We start from the raw sequence: 18,297 nt of genomic DNA, 5'->3' as shown, positions 1-18,297 counted from the left end.
CAGAGGAGCTCCATCAGGTCCAGGCGACCACCAGCAAGCCTGCGCCCAACACCAGGCACAACGGCGAGTAAAAATACGTATCCAGGCGAGCAAACTTCGACCCGCCGACCTTTTTGAAAAACCCCACCAGCTCCGAATCCCCTATAGCTCGGGCAAACATCAGCACGGCAATCGCACTGATGCCCCACTGCAACGCCCCATGGGACACCGGCGAGAAATACAGCCCGGCGCGCAGGCACACCAGCAAGGCAATCGCCACCAGCCCCATCGCCACCAGGAAGGTGCCCAGCGCCGACGGTTTGAACGCCGGCCGGGGCCCGCTGGCAAACTCTCCGGGCAGTTGCGGGATAGCGGCCAGGCTACCGAGCTTGCCACCCGCAGCCCAATACAGATGCACCATGCTGATGAAGGTAAAGACCCCGACGATCCATCGCGCAATCACAAAGCTCATGGCCGGCGCTCCCTAAAAATGTGCGAATGAGGATAGTCGCCCTGAGATTTTTTGCAGGCATTTCGTCGGTCGCTGATGATAAAGTGCCGCCCCATGAAACTCGCCCGTGCCGACCGCTCGCTCATTGCCTGGATGCTCTACTGCTGCGTCCTGTTCAATGTGTTCGCCTGCAGCATTGGGCATGGGCAGATGGTGGGGATGCAGCTCAACGGCATCAGCGGCCAGTTCTGCACGGTCGACCCACGCACCCAGGCGCCGCTGCCCAGCAATTCTACGGATGAGAGCCTGCCCACGCTGTCGAAGGCGTTTGGTTGCCCGCTGTGTTCTACCGGCGGCATGGGCCCGGCGCTCAACTCCCACCTGAATGTGGCCGTGCTGCCGCAACCCCATGCGCCGCCTGCTGCGGTGGTGCTTGCCGCTGACATTCCTGCCCGCTTCACCTGGCCTGCGGCTAATCCGCGCGCGCCACCTGCCTTCGCCTGATCCCTGCGCTTTCTGATCTGCATTGCCTCGTTTCCGTAAGGAGTACGGGTGGCTGTGCGTTGTTTTCGAGCCAAGTTTTCAGGATTCAACCATGAAACATTTACCCCTGTTGGCGGGCCTGTTCGGCTGCCTGCCTGTTTGCGCCTCGGCCCTTGAGCTGGCGCCGACCACCATTGATGGCGAGCAAAGTGCCGAGCCAGGCCTGGCCCTGGACCAATCCAGCGGCATGGCCTCGCGCCTGGGCCTGAGCGTGCGGGAAACCCCGGCGTCAGTGGCCATCGCCAACCGCAACGATATCGAGCGCCACGGCGCCAAGACCTTCCGCGATGCGGCCAATACCCTGCCCGGCGTCAACGCCAGCGCGCCGCCCGGGTTTGGCGGGTTTGTCTCGTACCGAGGGTTTACCAGCAGCCAGATCACCCAGATGTTCAACGGCATCAATATCGCCACCGGCCTGGCGCGGCCGGTGGATGCGTGGATCTACGACCGCGTCGAACGGGTGGGTGGCCCCTCCTCCTTGATCAACGGCGCAGGCTCCGTGGGTGGCTCGCTGAACTACGTGACCAAGCTGGCAAGCCGCGAGGAACAGGCCGTCGAAGGCCAACTGAGCTATGGCAGCTACGACACCGCTGGCATGGCGTTCGGCCTCAACCATGCGCTGACCGAACCCGGCGCCGAGGTGCAGCATTACGCCCGCCTGGATGTGAGCCGCAACACCAACCACAGCTACATCGACCGCGACCAGCGCGATGCCTGGAGCGTGGCGTTTTCACTGCTCAGCGACCTCACCCCCAATCTGTCCCACACCCTGGCCCTGGAATATCAGGACGAACATGAAGACAGCCCGTACTGGGGCACGCCGGTGCTCAACCCCAAGGCGGGTGAACTGAAGATCGACAAGCACAACCGCTTCAATAACTACAACGTCGCCGACGGGCGTTATGAGCAACGCACGATCTGGGCACGTTCAATCATCGACTACCGGATCAACGACAGCACCACGCTGAAACACACGCTTTACCACCTCGACAGCCAGCGCGACTACCGCAACCTGGAGACTTACCAGTACAACGCCGACAACAGCGCGGTGAACCGCTCGACGGCCTACCAGGTGCGGCATCAGGGCGAGCAGAACGGCAACCAGTTCGAACTGCGCCATGACACCAGCGTGTTCGGCCTTGCCACCACCTGGTCCGGCGGTTTTGAGTACAAGGTCAACAGCACCACCAACAGTCCCTTGAACGTGCCGGGCAAAAGTAGCGTGGACCCGAACCACTACGACCCAGGGCGCTTCTATGATATTCCCGGTACCCAGCCAGGTTTCGTCAAGGACAAAACCAACCAGGTGACCACCAAGGCACTGTTTGTGGAGAACCGCCTGGGGCTGACGGACAAGCTCTCGCTGCTGACCGGGCTACGTTATGACGCTATCGACCTGGACGTGACTAACCATCGCACGATCACCGCCACCAACCCGCGGCACTTCAAGCGCAGTTGGGAGCCGGTAACGGGTCGGGTGGGCCTGACCTATCAGTTCATCCCGTCTGCCAATGTCTATGTGCAATACAGCACCGCCGTCGAACAGCCCAATACCACGACCCAAGTGTTCGACGTGTCCACCGGCAAGCAATGGGAAATCGGCAGCAAGTTCGATTACCTGGAAGGTCGGGGCTCCGCTACGGTCGCGGCCTACAAGATCGAACGCAAGGATTTTGCCGTCACCGACCCGCTGGACCCGACCAACAGCATCCCGGTGGGCGCGCAGTCGTCCAAGGGCATCGAACTGGCCAGCTCGTTGCGCATCACCCCGAGGCTACTGGCCGAAGGCAACTTCGCCTGGGTGGATGCGCAGTATGATGAGTTCAACGAAAAAACCGCCAGCGGCGCCGTGGTGTCGCGCAAGGGCAATACGCCAACCAACGTGCCCAAGCGCGTGGGCAACCTGTGGCTGACCTACGACTTTGCCGAGGACTGGCAAGGTGGCGTGGAGGCGCGCTACGTTGCCCAGGTGTATGCAGACAATGCCAACACCCAGACCGTGCCGGCGTATACGCTGTTTGGCACGTTCCTGCGCTATAAGCTGGATGCGAACACCTCGGTCACCGGGCGGGTGCGTAACCTGACCAACGAGGTGTATGCCGAGTTTGCCCATGTGTCGCCGGCGTATTATCTGGGGTCACCGAGGACCTTTGAGCTGGCTGTACAGACCAAGTTCTAACGCTGCAACGACCGTTGACTTGAAATGCAATTGAATGTGGGAGCTGGCTTGCCTGCGATGACTGAGTGTCAGACAACCTATTTTTAGGCTGACCCACCGCTATCGCAGGCAAGCCAGCTCCCACATTTTGATCTTCACTGGATACAAAGACCGTCGCTTACTTGAGGCTCGCCTCGACCTTCTGCGCCACATCGTCCGTCAACCAGGCCTTCCACACCTGTGGATGTTCCTTGAGAAACGCCTGGGCCACTTCCCTAGGAGGCGTGTGACGCTCACTCATCGTCGCCAAGGCTTTATTGAGCGGATCGATGGGAAACTCGACCTTCTCGAAGAACTCGGCAATTTGTGGATGTTCCTGCTGGAACGGCGTCGATACGCCAATGCTCAACTTGGACGCCAACGAGCGTGTCGGCTTAGGGTTCGGGTTGTCGGCATCGGTCAGGGTCTTCCACGCGTCTGCATCAAATGGCGGCTCTTGCAGCTGGATCAATTTGTAGCGCCCCATCAATGGGGTCGGCGACCAGTAGTAGAACAGCACGGGCTTGCCCCGGCGAATCGACGAAGCAATCTCCGCATCCAGCGCCGCGCCCGACCCGCTGCGGAAGTTCACGTAGCTGTCGTCCAGGCCATAAGCCTTGAGCTTCTGTTTGTTGACCACTTCGGAGGTCCAGCCGATGGGGCTGTTGAGAAAGCGCCCCTTGCCTGGGGATTCAGGGTCTTTGAACACGTCCTTGTAACGCGCCAAGTCCTGTACGCTTTTCAAATCCGGTGCCAGGGGTTTGAGCCCTTTTGACGGGTCACCCTTGACCACGTATTCCGGCACCCACCACCCTTCGGTGGCGCCTTTGACGATATCGCCCAGGCCCGCCACCTTGCCTTCGGCTTCAGCCTTGACCCACACCGGGCTGCGGCCTGCCCACTCCTCGCCGATCACCTGGATATCATTCTTGGCCAGGGCGGTTTCCAGGGTGATGGTGGTGCCCGGCAAGGTGTCGGTGGGCAGGTCATAGCCCTTCTCGACGATAAAACGCAGGACTTCTGTGATCAGGCTGCCGCTTTCCCAGTTCAGGTCGGCAAAATGCACCGGCGCCTGGGCAGCCGATACCGGCAATGACAGACTCAGGGTTGTCAGGCCCGCCGCCAACAGTGACTTCAATCCTTTCATGCCTTTGCACCTCGCGTTTTCGCAGTCATGGCGAACGGCTTTGCTGCGAATGCGCGAAGCCTCTGAATAGTTAAGTCAACTCAACTGTAGTAGAGGTTCCAAAGGACAAAGAGGCACAACGTGTTTAGCGCCTACTCGCTGGCCTTGAAGGTCACCAGCTCACCCTTGCGCCACTTGGCGGCTTTGCCCGTCACGGCCTTCAGGGTTTTGGTCAACCCTTCCTGCAATTGCTCATGGGCGGCGAATACCAGCATTACGCTGTGGCCTTCCTTGAACACAATGCCCTGGCCTTCGTTCGATGACACAAAGGCATAGTCGCCGAGGCCGTAAACGGTCAACTTGATATCGCGAAACCTCAATTCGAACTTGCCACCTTCGCGGCTCGGCAACACCGAGGCGCGGAAATGGTCACCCACTTTGAGTTCCAGGCGCGGCTTGTCATCCACGACCAGCGCCGTTTCGGTATCGATCTCGGCGATATAAATACCTTCCGGCGTCTGTTCAGTGATGTAGACAAACCGAGATTGAAACTGCTTGACCAACTTAGCGCGCAAATCACCCAGCACGAATAACGCGTGCATATCCAGATTACTGACTGCCAAGGAAACGCCCCCACATCAAAAAAGCGCTGGCCGCCGAAGCGAGCAGCACAAAAAAATCGCCGTTACGACACGATCACAGCGTCATTAAAAAACTGAAGAGAACGCGTAAGGCTAGTACAGACATCTGCGGACGACCTCATAAAGGGTCACCCGGTGGTACAGCAAATCACAGGTTCAACGACCCGAGAATACAGGTCGACCAACTTCAGAGAATAACCCGATTAAAAATGCAGTTTTCCGACACTCAACACAAAAAAATACGCAAGGCATGGAACCAGTCGCGAACTGCCGACGACAATACTAAAACAGCAACAGGGGTCAAAACCACCGCAAATGCTAACCACAGGCCAATAAGATCGATCGACAGGAGCTGAGCATGCAACGACGTCAACACGACGCTACGTCTTTCCACACTCGTTCATCATGTCCAGACGAACGCCAATACTACTGCTTGCTTAACCTTGACGGGTACTCCAATTCAGTGCTGTACCAAGTTGTACCGGCAGGAAAGAATTTTTTTCATATTCTTGAAGTGCCCAGCGGCAGGATCAAGGGTTTTCGCAGCGATCACAACAAGGCCTGTGAACTGGCCAAGACTCTGGAAGCAAAGCTGCACGCTCGTTGCGGTCAGGTCGTTTCGTCACCTGGCTGACTTTACTGCGCCACCGCCCCTCAACAACTGCCATACTGGCCCGTCCATTGAAGTTTGCCCCCTGCGGGTCAGGTTTCATCAACGCAGTTACCTTGAAGGGAAAGCTATACGTGACGGAATTTGATATTGGCGAATTTATTATCCACGGTGATGCGAGGGAAGTAGACGGCGAGTTTCAAGCGGTCATCATCATGCGGGCCAAACCGCCGCTGAACAAGGTCACCGCGCACCAGGTGGAAAAAGACCGCTGGTTCAAAACCGCCGACGCAGCTGCCGTGGCAGGCAAAGAAGCGGCCCAGGCGCTGAAAGCCGCCGTGGATTGCGGCGCGCTCAATTCCTGACAATCCGATAGAACTCTGGCGTCCCCTACCCCTCACATGCATGACGATAAGCCCGCATGGAGAACGTTATGGACACCACCCCCCCAACCCTTGAAACCCTGTTCGAACAACTGGGCCTGGATTCCAGCCAGGAAGCTATCGAGCGTTTCACCGCTGAACATCGCCTGCCCGATGAGGTAAAACTCATCGACGCGCCGTTCTGGAGCGAACAGCAGGCGAACTTCCTCAGGGAGCAATTGCACGTCGACGCAGAATGGGCGCCCGCCGTGGATGACCTCAATGCACTGCTGCATGAGCCTCCCCGCATGTGATCAATGCAGGCTGTCTGACGTTTCACTGCGCAACAGCGCTTGCCAGGCAGCCTGGCATTCCTGCGCCTCATCCCGGCTGGCGAATGCCGTACCGCGCTGCTCACCGTTGAGCAACACCACCCAGCAGGCTCGCTGGCCCATGGCACGCAGAGTTTCGGGTACGCCACTGCCGATCATCACGGCCACATCGACTTTGTTTTGCATGGAGCTTCTCCGTAGCATTAGTTAGCTGGCTAACAATGTTGGCCATGCTACGGTTTTATACCAGTTGGAAAAAGCTATCTTCGGAATAGCTTCATTGCATAAACAGCAACAATGTAGAGACCGGGGCGGCCAGCTCGAGAGCCGCCCCCATTCACCGCATCAGGCTTGACGCTGGTGCTTGTCGATCTGCTCGTGGCGCTCTTGCGCTTCGATGCAGTACTTGGTGGTGGGGCTGATCAGCAGGCGCTTGAGGCCAATAGGCTCGCCGCTGTCGTCACACCAGCCGAAGGAATCTTCCTTGATGCGCTCCAGGGCGCGCTCAAGTTGCGGCAGCATGCGCTGGTCGCGGTCAATGGCATTCACCAACCAGGTGCGCTCTTCTTCCACGGAAGCCGCGTCAGCCGGGTCGGCCGGGGTGTCCAGGCTTTCAATGGCGATACGGTTCTGCTCAATGCGCTCGTGGTGTTCCACTTTCATGTCTTGCAGCAACTTCTCGAAAAAAGCGTGCTGTTCGGCATTCATGTAGTCATCCGCCGGCATGGCCAGCAACTTTTCCTTTGTCATTGATTTCTCTATAAAAAATACGTGCATTAAGGCGAATAAGGGAGCGTTCCGCAAGGCCTGTGCAGGTCTCGGAAGGGCGCCGTCCATTTCAAGCGCCACCCGGCACTCAATTTACGAGGGGCGGCAGTCTAAGGCCGACTTGAGGGCGCAGCAACTGAAAAGACAGGCATTTTTTCCCGATCAACCCCCAAAAGCACCAGGACGGGCTTGGCGAATGGTCATCGGAGTGCGTTTATAGCAAGAAATTCAGTGTAGTGGAGCTATATAGAAGACAAACGGTTGAAAGGGCCTGCCCCCCCTGTAGGAGCGAGCTTGCTCGCGAAGCATTCAAGGACACCGCGTTCAATCAGATAGCCCGCGTTATCTTTGCAGCTTTCGCGAGCAAGCTCGCTCCTACAGGGGGCAGGTACTCAGCGCTTGAGCTTGCGCTTGTTGCGGTATTGGTCGATCACCACCGCCACCACAATGATCAGGCCCTTGATGATGTCCTGGATATACGCATCCACCCCGACAAAGGTAAACCCGCTGGCCATCACCCCGAGGATCAGCGCGCCGATCACTGTGCCGGTGATGCGCCCCACCCCGCCCGCCAGGCTGGTACCGCCGATCACCGCAGCAGCAATCGCATCCAGCTCGTAGGACATGCCCATGCCGGCCTGCCCCGTCGCTGCACGTGCCGAGGCCACCACGCCGGCCAGGCCCGCCAGGAGACCAGCGATGCTGTAGACAATGATCAAGTGGCGCTTGACGTTGATCCCCGAGGTACGCGCCGCCTGCATGTTGCCGCCAATGGCATAGGTGTACTTGCCATACTTGGTGTAACGCAGGGCAATGTGGAAGATCACTGCCACCACCAGGAAGATAATCACCGGCATGGCGCCATGGCCGATTGCTGTGTAGGAGTCCGAGAGCATGCTCACCGGCTGGCCTTCGGTGTAGTAGCGCGCCAGGCCACGGGCCGAGACCATCATGCCCAGGGTCGCGATAAACGGCGGGATGCCGGTGACCGCGATAATGCTGCCGTTGATCGCCCCCGCTAAAAGTCCCACGCCCAAGCCCATCGCCACCGGGATCCACACCGGCAAGTCGGTGAGGGAAGGAAACACCGCCCGGGAAAAGTCAGAGGTTTGCGCCAGGCTGGCGGCAATCATCGCGGACAAGGCCAGCACCGAGCCGGACGATAAGTCGATACCCGTGGTGATGATCACCTGGGTCACACCGATGGCCAAAAGGCCAATGATCGACACCTGCAGGATCATCAGTACCAGGCGCTGGGAGTTCATCAGAAAGCTCTGGTCGCGCACGATCCAGCCGAACAATTCAAACACCAGGCCGATACCGATCAGCACCAGGAAGATACTCAGCTCGGTGGGCATGCGTCGACGGTTCTTGACCGGTGCGGTTGCCGGCTTGTTGTCTGTTATTGCGTTCATAACCCATCACCTTCTTATTCTGTAGATCAGTGGACTGCGGTCATCCCGGAAGCCAACTGCATGACTTTTTCCTGGGTCGCCTCGGCGCGATCCAGGGTGCCCATCAGCTCACCTTCGTGCATCACCATCACCCGGTCGCTCATGCCGAGCACTTCGGGCAGTTCGGAGGAAATCATGATCACCGCCATGCCTTCGCTGGCGAGGAAGGCGATCAAGCGATAGATCTCGGCCTTGGCGCCCACATCGATGCCACGCGTTGGTTCATCCAGGATCAGCAAGCGGGGGTTGGTCATCAACCAACGCGCCAGCAAGGCCTTTTGCTGGTTGCCACCGGACAAGGTGTCGATGCATTGCTCCAGCGAAGGGGTTTTCACCCGCAGCTTCTTGCACATATCTTCACACAGGGCGCGCAAGGCTTTCTGCTGGATAAAACCGTTGCCCGAATAGTGTGGCAACACCGCCATCTCCATGTTCTCCAGCACCGACAGGCACGGGAACAGACCGCTGAGCTTGCGGTCCTCGGTCAACAGCGCAAAGCCTTTCTCGATGGCCATATGCGGGTCGGTAATGCGCACCGCCTTGCCGTCCAGGGTGATTTGCCCGCTGGAGCTTGGGGTGATGCCAAAAATGGTTTCCGCCACGTTGGTGCGCCCGGAGCCCATCAGCCCGGCGATACCGAGGATCTCCCCGGCGTGCAGGTCGAACGATACGTCCTTGAATACGCCGTCCAGGCTCAGGTCGCGCACCGACAGCAGCAGGTCACCAATCGGCGTCTCGCGCACCGGGAACAACTGGCTCAGCTCACGCCCGACCATCATCGAGATCAGGCTGTCGCTGTTCATGCTGTCGGCCCGTTGCAAACCGATGTATTGGCCGTCGCGGAATACCGCCACTTCATCGGCGATGGCGAACACTTCGTTCATCTTGTGGGTGATATAGACGATGCCTTTGCCCTGGGACTTGAGGTCGGCAATGATCGAAAACAGGTGGGCCACTTCCTTGTCAGTAATGGCCGAGGTGGGTTCATCCATGATCAGGATGTCGGAGTCATAGGACACCGCCTTGGCAATCTCGACCATCTGCCGTTCGGCAATGCTCAGGTTGCCGACCTGTTCTTCCGGGTCGAGGTTGATGCGCAGGCGCGCCAGCAACTCGGCAGTGCAGCGGTGCATTTCGCGGTGGTTGACCATGTGCAGGCTGTTGAGCTGTTCGCGGCCGATCCAGATGTTCTCGGCGATGCTCATATGGGGCATCAGGTTGAGTTCCTGGTGGATCATCGCGATCCCGGCCTTTTGCGCGGCCAGCGGCGTTTCAAAGGTGATCGGCTTGCCACGCAGGCGAATCTCGCCGGCGTCGGGCTGGTAGATGCCGGCGATGATCTTCATCAGCGTCGACTTGCCCGCACCGTTCTCGCCCATCAACGCCAGCACGGTGCCGGGGCGCACCCGCAGTTGCACATCGTCCAGGGCTACGACACCGGGAAAGCCTTTACTGATGTTGAGGATTTCCAGCAGGTAGGGTTCGTCCAGCGCCAGCGCCGGGTGGGCGGCGGGCTGCGACGTGGCGGCTTGAGCAAGCATAGGGAGGTACTCCATCTGCAGGGCGGCCGTGACCGCCCTGCCAGCTTTTGTTGTTATGTCGGGGCTACTTGAAGTCTTTGACGTTGTCCGGGGTGATCAACTGGAACGGGATCACCACGTTCTGCTCGACCGGCTCGTTCTTGGCCATCTTGCGCGCCGCTTCCACCGAACCCACCGCCTGGCCCTTGGCGTCCTGGAAGGCCGACACGGTCATGTCGCCCTTGGTGATCGCGTTCAAGCCATCGGGCGTGCCGTCGACACCGGCAATCAACACGCTGCCTTTTTCCTTGCCGGCCGATCGCAGGGCCATGGACGCACCGATCGCCATCTCATCGTTGTTGGCCAGCACCGCATTGAACTCCCGGCCCTGGGTCAGCCAGTCGTTGACCAGGGTCATGCCCCTGTCACGCAACCAAATGCCGGTTTGTTCCTGTTCGATCTTGATGTCCGGGTACTTGGCCAGCACTTCCTTCACGCCCTTGGTGCGGTTGGTGGTGGAGTTGTTCGCCAGGTCGCCCAACAGGATCACGATCTTGCCCTTGCCGCCGAGCTTTTCCGCGATGTACTGCATTTGCAGGCGCCCGGCCTCGACGTCATCGGAGGTCACGGCTACCACGTCCTTGGGCAGGTCTTTCTGGTCTGGGCGACGGTTGACGAACACCAGCGGAATGCCCGCCTTGGTGGCGGCACTGATGATGTTCTTGGTCGACGCGGTATCGACCGGGTTAACGATAATCGCATCGACCTTCTGGCTGATGAAGTTCTCGACCTGGCTCAACTGCTTGACCACATCGGCGCGGGCATCTTCGAACTGCAGTTGCACGCCATCGCCTTTTGGATAGGACTTGGCTTGCTTGTCCATGTCCTCGCGCAGGTAAGTGAGGAAGGTGTCATCGAACGCGGACATCGTCACGCCCACCTTGAGGTCGGCGGCGCCGGCAACGCCACTGGCCAGCAGCATGGACAGGGCCAGGGCGGTAAAACGGATCGGGGTCTTCATGAACGGTCTGTCTCCACTTTCTTGTTGGTTTTGTTCGACGTAGCGTTGATCAGGACTCGGCGGTCAGTCGCACCACCGGCGCGCCAGGAATGCAGCACACCAGCGCGCCCTGGTTTTCGACGCACAGTACATTCAGGAAGGAGAAGTAGAACGGCCGGGCGCGGGGCAGTCCGCGTGGCGCTTGGAGGGGGCGTAAAACTCGCAGTACAGCGTTGAAGATTTTCATCTGACGGTACCTGGTTGTTTTTGATCTTGTTTTTGTTGAGTCGCCCGTTGGTTCCGGGACGTACTTTATGCAACCTGGAAAAGACTGTATTAGAAAATAATTTCCATATCAACTTGTTATAGAATTTTATTCTATTTTTGTCGAAACCACCTGCTGGCGCTCGGCGCTCAGCCGCGCGGCGTCCAATATACGGGTGGTTTCCAGGGCATCATAGGCGTTGACCGGCAGCGGCCCCTGCCCCATCACGGCGGCTTGCAACTGGCGGTAGAACTGGGTCCAGCAGCCTTTCTCCGACGGCACCCGCTCACGCTCCGACCCTTGTTCAAACCAGCCCCAGCGTCGGTGTTCCTCAGCGCCCCAGTGTTCACCTTCGGTTTTCGGCGACTTGCCGGCCAGCAGCGCTTCTTCCTGGCCGTCCAGGCCGTCGACGGTGTAGCAACCCAGGCTGCCACTGACGCGAAAGCGCGGCGCCTGGCTGTTCTGCAACGCGTTGCCCCATAGGTGCGAAATCACGCCGTTGGCGTGGGTGAGGGAGACAAAGAAGCCGTGGTCCACGGTGGGATGTTCAGGGGTGTAGTGCAATTGGGCGAATACCCGGTCCACCGGGCCGAACAGTTGCAACGCCTGGTCCACCAGATGGCTGCCCAGGTCGCGCAGCCAGCCGCCACCGCTGGCATTGCCGACGGCCTGCGGGCTGTAGCGCTCCACGCGGGATTCAAAGCGGGTAATGGTGCCCAGGGCGCCGGCGTCGATCAGTTTGCGCAGGGTCAGGTAATCCGAGTCCCAGCGCCGGTTCTGATAAACACTGAGCAACGAGCCCTGGCGCTCGGCAGCGGTAATCAGGGCCTGGGCTTGTTCGGCGTTGGCGGCAAAGGGTTTATCGCTGACCACCGCCACCCCATGCTCAATCGCTTCCAGCACCAAGGCCGGGCGACCTTTGAGCGTGGTGGAAATCACCAGGGCATCGACGCCGGCTTCGACGATCTGGCCGATGGAATCGAAGGCTTTGACACCGGGAAGATCAGTACTCAATTGCTGGCAACGTTCGGGTGAACGCGTCACCACACCGACAAAGGTGGCGCCAGGCAGGGTGGCGATCAGCGGCGCATGAAAAAAGCGCCCACCGTGGCCGTAGCCCACTAGTCCGATTCGCATGCTTAACTCCTTATATGAAGTGCAATCCATTCCTAATGTGTGCGGGCTTGCTCGCGAATGCGGTGTATCAGCTAAGGCATTTGTATCTGATAGACCGCATTCGCGAGCAAGCCCGCTCCCACACAGACTGCATTCCAATGTTGGATAGTGGTTAGCCGTAGAAGCGCGGGCGATCCGGCAGGCTGACTTTCACAATCTGCCCACTGCCCTGGGCTTCAATGCACGCATCCGCCGCCACCGCCGCCGCAAACCCATCCCACGCCGACGGCCCGCCGACTTGCCCGGCCAGCACGCTGTCGATAAACGCCTGCAACTCCACGTCATAGGCACCGATAAACCGATCCTTCCAATCCATCAGGATTGCGTTGGACAGCTTCGCCTCGCTGCGCAGTTGCACCTGGGACGGCTCCGGCAACTTGGCGATGCCGCTCTCCCCCACCACTTCACACTGGATGTCGTAGCCGTATTGGCAGTTCACAAACACTTCCACGTCGATACGCGTGCCTTTGGCGGTTTCCAGCAGCACGATCTGCGGGTCACGCAGGTGCGCCAGCGCCTTGCTGGTCTTGCGTGGGAACACCACCTGCACGGATACGTAGTCGTCGTTGAGCAGCCAACGCAGCACGTCCAGCTCATGGATCAGGGTGTCGGTGATCGCCATGCCGGTGTTGTAGTTCTCGCCCACCGTGGGGTTGCGGTGCGCGCAGTGCAGCATTAACGGCTCGCCGATCTGGCCGCTGTCGATCACCGCCTTGAGGGCGCGGTAGCCTTGGTCGTACGGGCGCATGAAACCGACTTGAACCAGGCGTTTGCCGTGGGCCACTTCGGCCTCGACAATGTTGCGGCAGCCCTCGGCCGTCACCGCCAGGGGTTTCTCACAGAACACCGGTTTGCCGGCGGCAATCGCGGCCAGCACAAATTCTTCATGGCTCGGCCCCCAGGACGTCACCAGTACCGCTTCGACCTCTGGTGAGTTGATCAACGCATGGCCGTCCGGGTACACCTCGGCGTCCAGCTTCAAATCCGCCACCACCTGGGCCGCCTGCTCAAGGTTGATATCGGTGACGGCCACTACCTGGCTGTTGAGCAAGGCCTGGCTGCAACGACGAATATGGTCCCGGCCGATGGCGCCCGTACCGATCACTCCAAGCTTCAAAGACATGCAAACACTCCTCTTGTTGTTAGTACTGCCGGGCCTTGGCCAGGTGTTCATTGAGTTTTTTTGCCGCTGCATTCGTGCGTTCACTGGTGGACACTTGCGCCACCCCCACCCGCCACCACGACAGGTAGCCGTGGACCATGGTCTTGGGCAGCACCTTGATATCGATGAGCGTGGAGACGGTTTGCGTGCGGGCATCGGCCAGCGCCGCTTCCAGCTGTTCCAATGTGCTGACCTTATAGGTCTTGCAGCCATAGGCCGCCGCACTCATGGCGAAATCCACCGGCACCAGGCCACCGTCGAGCTTGCCGCTTTCGGGGTTGCGGTAGCGGAACTCGGTGCCGAAGCTGTCCATGCCATTGCCGATCTGCAGGTTGTTGATGCAACCGAACGCCATGTTGTCCAGCAGCACCACGTTGATCTTGCGCCGCTCCTGAATCGAGGTGGCCAGCTCCGAGTGCAGCATCATGTAGGAGCCATCGCCAACCAGGGCGTACACCTCCTTGCTTGGCTCCGCCAGCTTCACGCCCAGGGCGGCGTTGATCTCGTAGCCCATGCATGAGTAGCCATACTCGACGTGGTAGGTGTTGACGCCCTTGCTGCGCCAGGCGCGCTGCAAATCGCCGGGCAGGCTGCCGGCGGCGGCGACGATGATTGCGTCATCGGCCAGGCGCGCATTGAGCACGCCGAGCACAGCGCTCTGGGTCAGGCACGAACCGGTCAGCTCGATGAATTCGCGCAGGACGGCACGGTCCAGGTGGTCGTCGACTTCGGGGACGAACTCATCACCCAGGTATTGCACCTGATGCACGCGGTCGACTTCGGCATCGAGTTGCGCCTTGGCGTCGGCGATCTGCTCGCCCCAGCCCGAACGGTAATCGCCCAGGGCAGTGGCCAGTGCTTCAAGGGCCACTTTTGCATCGGCCAGCACTTGCACGCCGTCCAGCTTCAAGGCATCGGCTGGGCTGATATTGAGGTTGAGAAACTTCACCTCGGAGTGCTTGAACAGCGATTTGGACGAGGTGGTGAAGTCGGTATAACGGGTGCCGATGCCAATGATCAAATCGGCCTCGGGCGCCAGCAGGTTGGCCGCCAGGCAGCCGGTTTCGCCGATACCGCCGACATTCAGTGGATGGCTGGACACCACGGCGCTCTTGCCCGCCTGGGTTTCGGCGAAGGGAATATCGAAACGCTCGGCAAAGGCTTGCAACGCTGCGTTGGCACCAGAGTATTTGACCCCGCCGCCGCAAATGATCAGCGGCTTGCGCTTGCCGCCAAACGCCGCCAGCGCGTCGCCGATCATGGCGCTGGTGGCCGGGCGTCGGTCGATGCGGTGCACGCGTTTTTGCAGGAAGTAGTCGGGGTAGTCCCAGGCTTCGGCTTGTACATCCTGGGGCAAGGCCAGGGTCACCGCGCCGGTTTCGGCCGGGTCGGTCAGCACGCGCATGGCGTGGATCGCCGCGGTCATCAGTTGCTCGGGACGGTTGATGCGGTCCCAGTACTTGCTCACGGAACGGAAGGCGTCGTTGGTGCTGATGCTCAGGTCGTGGAACTGCTCGATCTGCTGCAACACCGGGTCGGGCTGACGGCTGGCGTAGACATCGCCGGGCAGCAACAGCAAGGGGATGCGGTTGGCAGTGGCAGTCGCTGCGGCGGTGAGCATATTGGCCGCGCCCGGCCCGACCGAGGCTGTACACGCATAGATCTTGCGGCGAAGGTGTTGCTTGGCAAACCCGATGGCGGCATGGGCCATGCCTTGCTCATTGCGGCCCTGATGCACCACCAGGTCGCCGCTGTCCTGCTCCAGGGCCTGGCCGAGGCCCAATACATTGCCATGCCCGAAAATAGTGAATACCCCGGCGACAAACTTGCTCTGTACGCCGTCGACTTCGATGTATTGGTTGTCCAGGAACTTCACCAGGGCCTGGGCCATGGTCAATCTTGTTGTGGTCATGTTCGCACCTTGTATGAATGCAAATCTGTCGATCAGCGGCTTTCCAGTGTGGGAGCGGGCTTGCTCGCGAAGGCGGTGTGTCAGTCACCTGATTCATTTGCTGGCCCGCCGCATTCGCGAGCAAGCCCGCTCCCACAGGTTGGCCGGTGTCAGGTCAGGGGCTTTTGCAAATACGCCATGCTGCTGCCCAACGCCTGCCGGATATCCGCCAACCCATGCACGCTTTCGGCAAACGGCTCGAACGACAAGTAGCCGCTGTAACCGGTGCTCAGCAAGGTCTCGATCTGCGCCGCATTGCCGAGGATATCGTCCTCGCCCACCAGCACGCGGTGGCCATCGCGGATCGAGTCGAGCGGCGCCTCGCGGTCTTCCACGCCCGAGATATGCACCAGGCCGGTCAGTTCCGGGAAGAACTCATGCTCGCCGGCCAGGTGATGGTGGAAGGTGTCGTGTACCACCCGGAATACATCCAGGCCACCGATGGCCTTGATGGCGTCCACTGCCACGCGCTTGCGGCGCAGAGCGGATACCGTAAAGCCCAGGGGCTCGATGAAACCGAGAATCCCGTACTCGCGCAGGATCAACGCCAGTTCGCTCAACGCCGTGCGCAAACCGGCGGCGCGCTGCGCGTCGTTGCGCGTATCGCCAGGCTGATTGAACGGGCACATCACCAAGCCTTCGGCCCCGCACTCACGGGCGTAGGTGGCCAGTTCGATTGCCTGGGCACGGCGCTCGTCGTTCCACACATCAAAGGGGTACAGCGCGTTGATCGACAGCACCTTGATGCCCTGCGCTGCGCACAACTCGCGCACGCGGCTGGCGGGCGTGCCGTATTCGATTTCGCGGTTCTTGAGGTCGTTGCGGATCTCAATGGCCTCGCAGTTAAGGGCCGCCGCCAACTGAATAAAATCCGGCAAAGACAGGTTGGGTGCGACCATGCGGTTAAGGGCAAAACGTAGCGGCGACTTCATTGTTGTTGTTCTCCGTCCAACACCGTTTAGAGGTCCAGCAGCCAGCTGTGCTGCGGGTCGTTATGGAAATGCCAGGCGCGCTTGGGGCCAGCCATCACGTTCAGGTAATAAGACTCGTAGCCGTACGGCACGCTGACCGGGTGATAGCCCTTGGGCACCACCACCAGGTCGCTGTTTTCCACGGCCATGGCCTGGTCGATGCTGCGATCGTCGGTGTACACGCGCTGGAATACAAAGCCCTGGGGCGGGTTGATCTGGTGGTAGTAGGTCTCTTCCAGAAAGCTCTGGTGCGGCAGGTCGTCGGTGTCGTGCTTGTGCGGCGGATAACTGGAGGAATGCCCCGACGGCGTACGTACTTCCACTACCAGCAGCGAATGGGCCGGCTCGCTGTCGGGCAGGATGTCGCACACGTAGCGGGTGTTGGCGCCTTTGCCGCGCACACTGCGCTTGCACTGCTCGGGTCGGATCAAACGCGGGGCAAAACCCGTAGCACCCGGCGCTGCGCAGACGGCAATCTGCACATCGCTCAGGGCCGTGACCCGGGCATCAGTGCCCGGCGGCAAATAGGCGGCGAACGGTGACTTGTCTTCGAACACCGACTGGCGATCACCCAGGTTCTGCCAATTGAAGCCTTCGCCTTCAATATTCACCCGACCGCTGAGCAGCACCAGGCACAGCTCCTGATCCCCCGCACTGACCGGCAGGGTTTCGCCCAGGCTCAGGCGGTACGCGGCAAAGCCTACGTACTCCAGGCGCCCCGCTTCCAGCGCCACCATGGTTTGCCCGCGTTTGCTGCTTTTGACCAACAAGCTCATCACTCAAGTCCTCTGGTTGAGAAGCGCACGCAGGGTGTCGTAACCCTTCTTCGCGTAGATATAGCTGGGCGCCACGGCCGGGTCCTGCTCGGCTTCCACCACCAGCCAGCCCTTGTAGTTCGCTGCGATCAACACATCCAGCAACGGTGCGAAGTCGATATCTCCATCGCCGGGCACGGTAAAGGTGCCGTTGACGATGCAGTCCGGGAAGCTCCACATCTGGTTGCGCGCCAGTTGCACCACGGGTTTGCGTACGTCCTTGAAATGCACATGGCAGACGCGGTCGATATGCTTGCGCAGCACCTCGATGGGTTCACCGCCGCCCATGTAGCAGTGGCCCGAATCGAACAGCAGGCCGACTTCCGGGCCCGTGCGTTTCATCAACTGGTCGATGTCGTCGGGGGATTCGACGTAGGCGCCCATATGGTGGTGGTAGGCCAGACGCACGCCCTGGGACAAGGTGAAACGCGCCAGTTCAGTGAGTTTGTCGGCGTAAGCCTGCCAGGCCTGTTCACTGTGAAAACGCGGGCGCTCGATCAGGCGGATGCGCGAACCCTGGATCGAGTCGGCCACTTCGCCGTATACCAGCACCGAGGCGCCGTTGTGTTTGAGCAGTTCGACATGGGCGGCAATCGCCTCGATTTCTTCAGCCACCGAACGCCGGGCCAGGCGGCTGGAGTACCAACCGGACACCAACGCCAGGTCATAGGGGCGCAGCACGTCAGCGACGCCCTGGGCATCCTTTGGGAACTTGCCGTTGAGTTCAAAACCTTCGTAGCCGATGTCCTTGCCTTCGCTCAGGGCCGTGCTCAGCGGGGTTTCACCGCCGAGGGCCGGGAGGTCGTCGTTGCTCCAGGAGATCGGGTTGATGCCAATTCGGATTGCGGGCATGGCTGCACCTTTATTATTCAAGTCGCTTCTCAACTGTAGGAGCGAGCTTGCTCGCGAAAAACGCAAGGGCAGCGCGTTTCGCCAGAATGCCCGTGTAATCGTTAACGATCTTCGCGAGCAAG

20 protein-coding genes are annotated in these 18,297 nt (G+C 60.0%); 5 read left to right on the top strand and 15 right to left on the bottom strand.

Going from position 1 to position 18,297, the window contains the following annotated elements; genetic code table 11:
- Positions 1-13 precede the first annotated feature (13 nt).
- Positions 14-451, bottom strand: a complete 438-nt coding sequence (locus CRN80_RS22825) for a DUF3995 domain-containing protein (RefSeq protein ID WP_003191649.1) — start codon at positions 449-451, stop codon at positions 14-16.
- Between the two features lie 93 nt (positions 452-544).
- Here CRN80_RS22825 and CRN80_RS22820 point away from each other — a divergent pair, with 93 nt between their 5' ends.
- Both CRN80_RS22820 and CRN80_RS22815 read left to right on the top strand, forming a co-directional pair.
- Positions 545-934, top strand: a complete 390-nt coding sequence (locus tag CRN80_RS22820) for a DUF2946 domain-containing protein (protein WP_032897017.1) — start codon at positions 545-547, stop codon at positions 932-934.
- A 91-nt stretch (positions 935-1,025) separates the two neighbouring features.
- Positions 1,026-3,152 carry a TonB-dependent siderophore receptor gene (locus CRN80_RS22815; protein WP_098951288.1) on the top strand — a complete coding sequence of 709 codons (2,127 nt, stop codon included), beginning with the start codon at positions 1,026-1,028 and terminating at the stop codon, positions 3,150-3,152.
- A 157-nt stretch (positions 3,153-3,309) separates the two neighbouring features.
- Here CRN80_RS22815 and CRN80_RS22810 read toward each other — a convergent pair whose 3' ends face one another.
- On the bottom strand, positions 3,310-4,317 hold the full coding sequence (locus CRN80_RS22810; RefSeq protein WP_098951286.1) for an ABC transporter substrate-binding protein: 1,008 nt from the start codon (positions 4,315-4,317) through the stop codon (positions 3,310-3,312).
- A gap of 131 nt (positions 4,318-4,448) precedes the next feature.
- Positions 4,449-4,898, bottom strand: a complete 450-nt coding sequence (locus CRN80_RS22805) for a hypothetical protein (protein WP_044274081.1) — start codon at positions 4,896-4,898, stop codon at positions 4,449-4,451.
- A gap of 397 nt (positions 4,899-5,295) precedes the next feature.
- On the opposite strand from CRN80_RS22805, the gene CRN80_RS22800 reads away from it, so the two are divergent.
- The 3 genes from CRN80_RS22800 to CRN80_RS22790 all read left to right on the top strand — a co-directional run bounded on the left by CRN80_RS22800 (position 5,296) and on the right by CRN80_RS22790 (position 6,223).
- The gene (locus CRN80_RS22800; RefSeq protein ID WP_098951284.1) at positions 5,296-5,571 is read left to right on the top strand and encodes a hypothetical protein; all 276 of its coding nucleotides are present in this window, start codon (positions 5,296-5,298) and stop codon (positions 5,569-5,571) included.
- Between the two features lie 110 nt (positions 5,572-5,681).
- Entirely contained in the window at positions 5,682-5,912 is a 231-nt protein-coding gene (locus CRN80_RS22795) for a hypothetical protein (RefSeq protein WP_003191661.1), read from the top strand.
- A gap of 68 nt (positions 5,913-5,980) precedes the next feature.
- Entirely contained in the window at positions 5,981-6,223 is a 243-nt protein-coding gene (locus tag CRN80_RS22790) for a DUF2789 domain-containing protein (RefSeq protein ID WP_098951282.1), read from the top strand.
- Here CRN80_RS22790 and CRN80_RS22785 read toward each other — a convergent pair whose 3' ends face one another.
- From CRN80_RS22785 to iolE, 12 genes are all read right to left on the bottom strand, one after another.
- Positions 6,224-6,427 (bottom strand): hypothetical protein, encoded by a 204-nt coding sequence (locus tag CRN80_RS22785; RefSeq protein WP_098951280.1) that lies wholly within the window; start codon positions 6,425-6,427, stop codon positions 6,224-6,226.
- 159 nt (positions 6,428-6,586) lie between these two features.
- Complete coding sequence (locus tag CRN80_RS22780) at positions 6,587-6,991, bottom strand: TraR/DksA C4-type zinc finger protein (RefSeq protein WP_003191666.1); 405 nt, start codon at positions 6,989-6,991, stop codon at positions 6,587-6,589.
- Between the two features lie 410 nt (positions 6,992-7,401).
- Positions 7,402-8,424, bottom strand: coding sequence for an ABC transporter permease (locus tag CRN80_RS22775; protein ID WP_003191668.1), 1,023 nt, complete (start codon positions 8,422-8,424; stop codon positions 7,402-7,404).
- Between the two features lie 26 nt (positions 8,425-8,450).
- Positions 8,451-10,004 (bottom strand): sugar ABC transporter ATP-binding protein, encoded by a 1,554-nt coding sequence (locus CRN80_RS22770; RefSeq protein WP_032897009.1) that lies wholly within the window; start codon positions 10,002-10,004, stop codon positions 8,451-8,453.
- A 64-nt stretch (positions 10,005-10,068) separates the two neighbouring features.
- On the bottom strand, positions 10,069-11,004 hold the full coding sequence (locus tag CRN80_RS22765) for a sugar ABC transporter substrate-binding protein (protein WP_014718766.1): 936 nt from the start codon (positions 11,002-11,004) through the stop codon (positions 10,069-10,071).
- 49 nt (positions 11,005-11,053) lie between these two features.
- Positions 11,054-11,230 carry a hypothetical protein gene (locus CRN80_RS31280; protein WP_003191673.1) on the bottom strand — a complete coding sequence of 59 codons (177 nt, stop codon included), beginning with the start codon at positions 11,228-11,230 and terminating at the stop codon, positions 11,054-11,056.
- Positions 11,231-11,356: 126 nt separating this feature from the next.
- A complete protein-coding gene (locus tag CRN80_RS22760) occupies positions 11,357-12,385 on the bottom strand; it encodes a Gfo/Idh/MocA family oxidoreductase (RefSeq protein WP_098951278.1) in 1,029 nt (342 codons plus the stop codon).
- Between the two features lie 151 nt (positions 12,386-12,536).
- Positions 12,537-13,547 carry a Gfo/Idh/MocA family protein gene (locus CRN80_RS22755; protein WP_003191675.1) on the bottom strand — a complete coding sequence of 337 codons (1,011 nt, stop codon included), beginning with the start codon at positions 13,545-13,547 and terminating at the stop codon, positions 12,537-12,539.
- A gap of 19 nt (positions 13,548-13,566) precedes the next feature.
- The gene (gene iolD, locus CRN80_RS22750; RefSeq protein WP_098951276.1) at positions 13,567-15,498 is read right to left on the bottom strand and encodes a 3D-(3,5/4)-trihydroxycyclohexane-1,2-dione acylhydrolase (decyclizing); all 1,932 of its coding nucleotides are present in this window, start codon (positions 15,496-15,498) and stop codon (positions 13,567-13,569) included.
- Positions 15,499-15,647: 149 nt separating this feature from the next.
- On the bottom strand, positions 15,648-16,469 hold the full coding sequence (locus CRN80_RS22745) for a TIM barrel protein (protein ID WP_098951274.1): 822 nt from the start codon (positions 16,467-16,469) through the stop codon (positions 15,648-15,650).
- Positions 16,470-16,495: 26 nt separating this feature from the next.
- Entirely contained in the window at positions 16,496-17,284 is a 789-nt protein-coding gene (iolB, locus tag CRN80_RS22740; protein WP_032897000.1) for a 5-deoxy-glucuronate isomerase, read from the bottom strand.
- 3 nt (positions 17,285-17,287) lie between these two features.
- A complete protein-coding gene (gene iolE / locus CRN80_RS22735) occupies positions 17,288-18,175 on the bottom strand; it encodes a myo-inosose-2 dehydratase (RefSeq protein ID WP_098951272.1) in 888 nt (295 codons plus the stop codon).
- Positions 18,176-18,297 lie beyond the last annotated feature (122 nt).

Source organism: Pseudomonas sp. FDAARGOS_380 (assembly GCF_002591235.1).
In the GTDB taxonomy this organism is placed as follows: domain Bacteria; phylum Pseudomonadota; class Gammaproteobacteria; order Pseudomonadales; family Pseudomonadaceae; genus Aquipseudomonas; species Aquipseudomonas salmasensis.
This window is presented reverse-complemented; position numbering and strand designations above follow the sequence as displayed.